Source organism: uncultured Thiodictyon sp., assembly GCA_903837595.1.
Taxonomy (GTDB): Bacteria; Pseudomonadota; Gammaproteobacteria; order Chromatiales; family Chromatiaceae; genus Thiodictyon.
Genome location: CAILVI010000257.1, coordinates 1 through 6,309, shown reverse-complemented (window position 1 = coordinate 6,309; position 6,309 = coordinate 1). Strand labels below are relative to the sequence as shown.

3 protein-coding genes are annotated in these 6,309 nt (G+C 65.0%); 1 reads left to right on the top strand and 2 read right to left on the bottom strand.

Annotated features, from left to right (window positions below; all coding sequences use genetic code 11):
- Together QZY44_RS14055 and aceE are read right to left on the bottom strand one after the other, a co-directional pair.
- Window positions 1-620, bottom strand: a 620-nt coding sequence (locus QZY44_RS14055; protein ID WP_295447229.1) for a biotin/lipoyl-containing protein, incomplete at its 3' end; no start/stop codon positions are given.
- Between the two features lie 34 nt (window positions 621-654).
- Window positions 655-3,354 (bottom strand): pyruvate dehydrogenase (acetyl-transferring), homodimeric type, encoded by a 2,700-nt coding sequence (gene aceE / locus QZY44_RS14050; protein ID WP_295447227.1) that lies wholly within the window; start codon window positions 3,352-3,354, stop codon window positions 655-657.
- Window positions 3,355-3,555: 201 nt separating this feature from the next.
- Between aceE and QZY44_RS14045 the strand changes: the two genes are divergently transcribed.
- On the top strand, window positions 3,556-6,309 hold a 2,754-nt coding region (locus QZY44_RS14045), incomplete at its 3' end, for a transglycosylase domain-containing protein (RefSeq protein ID WP_295447225.1).

Genomic DNA, 6,309 nt, shown 5'->3' with positions numbered 1-6,309 from the left:
GCCGCGCCACCGCCGACATCCACCTGGAGGGTGAGTATCAGGTCGCCCTGGCTCAGTTTATCCCCCAGCTGCACCGCGAGGCCCTCCACCACCCCGGCCTGGGGCGAGGGGACCTCCATGGTAGCCTTGTCGGTCTCCAGGGTCAGGATGGATTGGTCCACCGCGATCCGGTCGCCCGGCGCCACCAGGATCTCGATAACTGGGACATCGGAGAAGTCGCCGATGTCCGGGAGCAGGACCGAGACGGTCTCGGTGGCACCGCCCTTGGTTGGGGCCGGGGCCGGCGTCGCGGTGTGGACCTCGGGTGCCGGTGCGGCGATCGGTGCCTGCGCGGCCACCGGCGCGGCCACCGGCGGTGCCTGGAGCTCCGCACCCGTGCCCTCAACCGCCAGGGTCAATAGCGGTCGGCCAGCCGCGATCTTCTCGCCGACCTTGACCAGGAGGTCCTGGACGACCCCGCCGCGCGGGGACGGGATCTCCATCGTCGCCTTATCGCTCTCCAGGGTCAGGATGGCTTGTTCCGGTGCGATCCGGTCCCCGGGGGCGACCAGGATCTCGATGATCTCGACCTCGGCGAAATCGCCGATGTCGGGTAACAGGATGGTGTCGAGGTTTGCCACGCTGTGTTCTCCAAAACCTGTGTTGTCGGGCGCCTCAGACCGTCACCGGATTGGGCTTTTCCGGGTCGATACGGTACTTCGCGATGGCCTGTGCGACCGTGGCCGCCGGGATTGTGCCCTCGTCCGCCAGGGCCTTGAGGGCGGCCACCGCCACATAGTAGCGATTGACCTCGAAGAACTTGCGTAACTGACTGCGCATGTCGCTGCGACCAAAACCGTCGGTACCCAGCACCAGATAGCGGCGGGGGCAATAGGGCCGGATCTGGTCGGCATAGGCACGCATATAGTCGGTGGCGGCGATGATGGGGCCGTGTGTGTCCGCCAGCTGCGCCTCCACATAGGTTATCCGGCGCTCATCCTCCGGGTGGAGCATGTTCCAGCGCTCCGTGTCGATGCCCTCGCGCCGCAGTTCGTTGAAGCTGGTGACGCTCCAGACGTCGGCACCCACGTCGAAGTCCTTGGCGAGCAGGTCGGCAGCGGCCAGGACTTCGCGCAGGATGGTGCCGGCGCCCAGCAACTGGACGTGATGGGTGCGCGTATCATTCTCTTGGACGCGGTGCATGCCCTTCAAAATACCGGCGATCGTGCCCTCGGCGGCGCTCCCCGTGATGCCCGCCGTGATCTCATCGGGACCGCCCGGCAGGGCCGGCTGGGGGTAGTTCTCGTTCATCGTGGTGATGTAGTAGAACGCGTTCTCCTTCTCCTGGTACATCCGCCGCATGCCGTCCTGGATGATCACTGCCAACTCATAGGCATAGGCGGGATCATAGGCAATGCAGTTGGGGATGGTGGCGGCCAGCAGGTGGCTGTGGCCGTCCTGGTGCTGGAGCCCCTCGCCGGCGAGCGTGGTGCGCCCGGCGGTGCCGCCGATCATGAAGCCGCGGGCCTGCATGTCGCCGGCCGCCCAGGCCAGATCCCCAATGCGCTGGAAGCCGAACATGGAGTAATAGATATAGAAGGGGATCATCGCCTGGCCGTGGTTCGCGTAGGCCGTGGCCGCCGCGATCCAAGACGACATGGCCCCAGCCTCGTTGATCCCTTCCTCCAGGATCTGCCCCTTCTTGTCCTCGCGGTAGGACATCACCTGATCGGCATCCACCGGCTGGTAGAGCTGACCGACGGAGGAGTAGATGCCGACCTGTCGGAACAGCCCCTCCATGCCGAAGGTGCGCGCCTCGTCCGGGACGATGGGCACCACCAGGTGGCCGATCTCCTTGTCCTTCAAGCAGATGTTGAGGATGCGCACGAACGCCATGGTGGTCGACTGCTCCTTGTCGCCGGTGCCCTCCAGGAGCGGGGCGAAGGCCGCGAGCGCCGGGACCTGGAGCACCGCGGCCGTGTCCTCACGGGCCGGCAGGGAGCCGCCCAGGGCCTCGCGCAGTGCGTGGATGTGGCGCATCTCCTCGCTGTCGGCCGCGGGCTTGTAGAAGGGGGTGGCGTCGAGTTGGTCATCCGAGAGCGGGATGTTGAAGCGGTCGCGGAAGGCCTTCAGTGCCACCTCGCCCATTTTCTTCTGGGAGTGGGTGATATTCATCCCCTCACCGGCCACACCCATGCCGTAGCCCTTGATGGTCTTGGCCAGGATCACGGTGGGCTGGCCGGTCGTCTTCACGGCGGCGGCATACGCGGCATAGACCTTGGCCGGGTCATGACCGCCGCGGTTGAGGCGCCAGACGTCCTCGTCGGTCATGTCGGCGACCATCTCGGCCAGTTCCGGGTACTTGCCGAAGAAGTGCTCGCGGACGTACTTGCCATCCCGCGCCTTGTAGGTCTGGTAGTCCCCGTCCAGGCACTCCTCCATGCGCTTCAAGAGCACGCCCTGCTTGTCGCGGGCGATCAAGGGGTCCCAGTAGCTGCCCCAGATCACCTTGATCACGTTCCAGCCGGCCCCGCGGAAGTCCGCCTCCAGCTCCTGGATGATCTTGCCGTTGCCGCGCACCGGGCCGTCGAGGCGCTGGAGGTTGCAGTTGACCACGAAGATCAGGTTGTCCAGCCGCTCGCGGGAGGCCAGCGCGATGGCGCCCATGGATTCGGGCTCGTCCATCTCCCCGTCGCCCAGGAAGGCCCAGACCTTGCGGTTGTTGGTGTTGACCACGCCGCGGTCGTGCACGTAGCGCATGAAGCGCGCCTGGTAGATGGCCATGATCGGGCCTAAGCCCATCGACACCGTGGGGAACTGCCAGAAATTGGGCATCAGCCAGGGGTGGGGATAGGAGGACAGGCCGTTGCCGTCCACCTCCTGGCGGAAGTTGTGCAGCTCCTCCTCGCTGATCCGGCCCTCCAGGAAGGCGCGGGCATAGATACCCGGGGCCGTGTGCCCCTGGATGAACACCAGATCGCCCCCATGGTCAGAGGTGCGTGCATGGAAGAAGTGGTTGTAGCCGACATCGAAAAGCGTGGCGCTGGAGGCGAAGGAGGCGATGTGGCCCCCCAGCTCGGTGGAGAGCCGGTTGGCCTGTACCACCATGGCCATAGCGTTCCAGCGCACGAAGGAGCGGATGCGCCGCTCCATGGCCCGATCCCCCGCAAAGTGCTCCTGTTGCTGTACCGGAATCGTGTTGAGATACGCGGTGTTGGCGCTATAGGGCAGGTAGGCCCCGGAGCGCCGGGCCTTGTCGATCAGACGCTCCAGCAGGAAGTGGGCGCGGTCGATGCCCTCCTGCTCCAAGACGCCATCCAGGGCGTCTAGCCATTCTTGGGTCTCTTGAGGGTCGATATCGGGCTTATTGGTCATGACGGTTCCGGGTCAGCGGTCATGGCAAGGACGCGGGGGGCGGCTTGAGAGGCAGTGAGTATATCAGGACCGGCCGCACCGGTGGTGTAGGGTGCGCTGCGTTGGTTGGCCGCGACGATGAGTACCGTCGAGGTGCCGGCCGATTCGGTATAACTGCTCGGTATTTCTAGGAAACGCAAGAAACAAGGGGAGGGCAGTGCGGTGTTTCTCAAGACCCTGGTGTGGGGGGCGGCGGCGTTGTTGGCGAGCGGTGCCTACTTGGTCACGGAGGAAATGAAGACCTCTGAGTTGCAGGCGCGCTACTTCTCGGCCATCGCGCAACGGATGCGCTTTCAGATGGAACCGGGGCCCAGCCCGGCCATCCGCTATCCGACTGACGGACCCTATGATCAGCGGCTGGGTTATGCGCAACTGCCGGCCTTCCTGCCGCGGCTTCAAGGCGAGGGATTTACTATTGGCGCCCAGGCGCGCCTCTCGCCGACGCTCCTGCGTGCGATGGATTGGGGCTTCAACGCCCCCTATCCAGAAAAGACCCGGGCTGGGCTGCGGCTCTATGATCGTGATGGCAAGGCCCTGTTTGAGGTGGCCTATCCGGACCGGGTCTACCCCGATTTTCAGTCCATCCCGCCCCTGGTGCTCGATACCCTGCTGTTTATCGAGAACCGTGAGTTGTTGGAGGAGCGCTATCCGCACATCAACCCGGTGGTCGAATGGGATCGCTTTGCCCGTGCCAGCGCGGCCCTCGCGGCGCGCAAGCTTGGGGCCAATCTGCATGTCTCGGGCGGCAGCACGCTCGCGACCCAGCTCGAAAAATTCCGCCATTCCCCTGGTGGTCGTACCAGGTCTGCGCCGGACAAGGTTCGGCAGATGGGTAGCGCCTCGTTGCGGACCTACCTCGGGGGGCCGCAGACCCTGGAGGTGCGACGCGCCATTGCACTCAACTATTTGAATGCCATACCGCTCGCAGCGGTGCCCGAGTATGGTGAGGTGCATGGTCTCGGGGATGGTCTCTGGGCCTGGTTCGGGGCCGATTTCGATACCGTCAACGCGCTGCTGAGCGCCGGCAGTCTCGCTGCCGACCAAGGCGCCACCGGGGTCACCGAGCCGCAGGCCCGCGCCTATCGTCAGGTCTTGTGCCTGCTGCTCTCCCAGCGCCGCCCCGCCGCGTATTTGCGCGATGGGCGGGCCGATCTGCAAACCCTGGCCGACAGCCATTTGCGTCTGCTGGCCACCCGCGGAATCATCAGTGGCGCACTGCGCGATGCCGCGTTGCGGGTGAGGACGCCCCCCGGGGCGCATCCGGTGCCCGTCTTGGCGGCGAGCGCCGACGACGGCAAGACCAAAAACGTCTGGCGCACCCGGCTCGCCTCCGCCTTGGGGCTGGAGCGGCTCTATGATCTGGACCGGCTCGATTTGACCGCGCGCGCGACGCTCGACCTGCCGACCCAGCGGGCCGTGACCGACGCCCTGCACCAACTGCGCCAACCCGAGCAGGCGCGCGCGGCCGGCGTGATCGGCGGCCGCCTGCTCAATCCCGCCAGCAGCTTGGAACCCATCGTCTACAGCCTGATGCTGTTTGAGCGCGGGCCGGCAGGCAACCGCCTGCGCGTCCAGGCCGACAATTACGCCGGGCCACTGGACGTGAACGAGGGTATTCGTCTCGACCTGGGCTCGACCGCCAAGTTGCGGACCCTGGTCCACTATTTGGAGATCATCGCGCAGTTGCACGGCCAATATGCGGGGCAGCCCGCCCAGCGGCTGCGTACGCTCAAGATCAATCGGCGTGATCACCTGTCGGACTGGGTGATCAAACAGCTCATCGCCAATCCCAAGATCGACCTGTCAGCGCTGTTGCAAGGTGCGCTCGAACGGCGCTATTCGGCCAGCCCCGGGGAGGCGTTTTTCACCGGTGGTGGCCTGCATACCTTTGCCAATTTCAACAGTTCAGATAACGGCTCCATCATGACGGTCCGCCAGGCGCTACAGAACTCGGTGAACCTGGTCTTCATCAGGCTGATGCGTGAGCTTGTCCATTATCATCTCTACAATCCGCAGGGCGTGGCGCACTGGATTGAGGAAGACGATGGTGAGATGCGGCAGGCGTATCTGGAGCGCTTTGTCGACAAAGAAGGGCAAACCTATCTGTACCGGTTCTATAAAAAGTACCGCGGCAAGCGTGGGGCGCAGGCCCTGGCCTTGCTGACCGAAGGCGTGTATCCCTTGCCGCATCGCTTGGCCACGCTCTACCGGTCGGTGTATCCGCAGCGCGACGTCGCCGCCTTTGCCGCTTGGATGCGCGCCCAGCACCCGGCGCTGTCCGCGCAGGACATCGACGAACTCTATCAGAAATATTCGGTGGAGCATTTCGATCTGCAAGATCGCGGCTATCTCGCGCGTATCCATCCGCTGGAGCTCTGGCTGGTCGGCTACCTGGCGGAGCATTCGAGCGCCAACTTCAGCGAGGTGGTAGCCGCGAGCGTCGAGCAGCGCCAGCAGGTCTATCGCTGGCTGATGAAAGACGGCCGTCGGCAGGCGCAGGATACGCGCATTGCGACCCTGCTCGAAACTGACGCCTTTATGAAGATCTATGATGCCTGGAAGCGGGTGGGTTACCCCTTCGAGACGATGACGCCATCCTATGCCAGCGCCATCGGTGCCTCGGGGGACCGTCCCGCGGCACTGGCTGAATTGGTCGGGATTCTGCTGAATGACGGGAAACGCCGGTCGCTGGTGCGTTATGAAACCCTGGACTTTGCCGCCGGCACGCCCTACGAGACACGACTGCAGATGCCCAAGCGCGAGGGTGAGCAGGTGCTGTTGCCGCAAGTCGCTGCGGCCGCGCGCGGCGCGCTCGCGGGCGTGGTGGAACAGGGTACCGCGGTGCGGGTCAAGGGGGCCTACAAAGGACCGGACGGCAAGCCATTGCTGGTCGGCGGCAAGACCGGTACCGGCGAT

What these genes read in the sequence shown, in the direction of transcription:
- aceE (WP_295447227.1), bottom strand. Translation starts at nt 3,354, where the DNA reads ATGACCAATAAGCCCGATATCGACCCTCAAGAGACCCAAGAATGGCTA.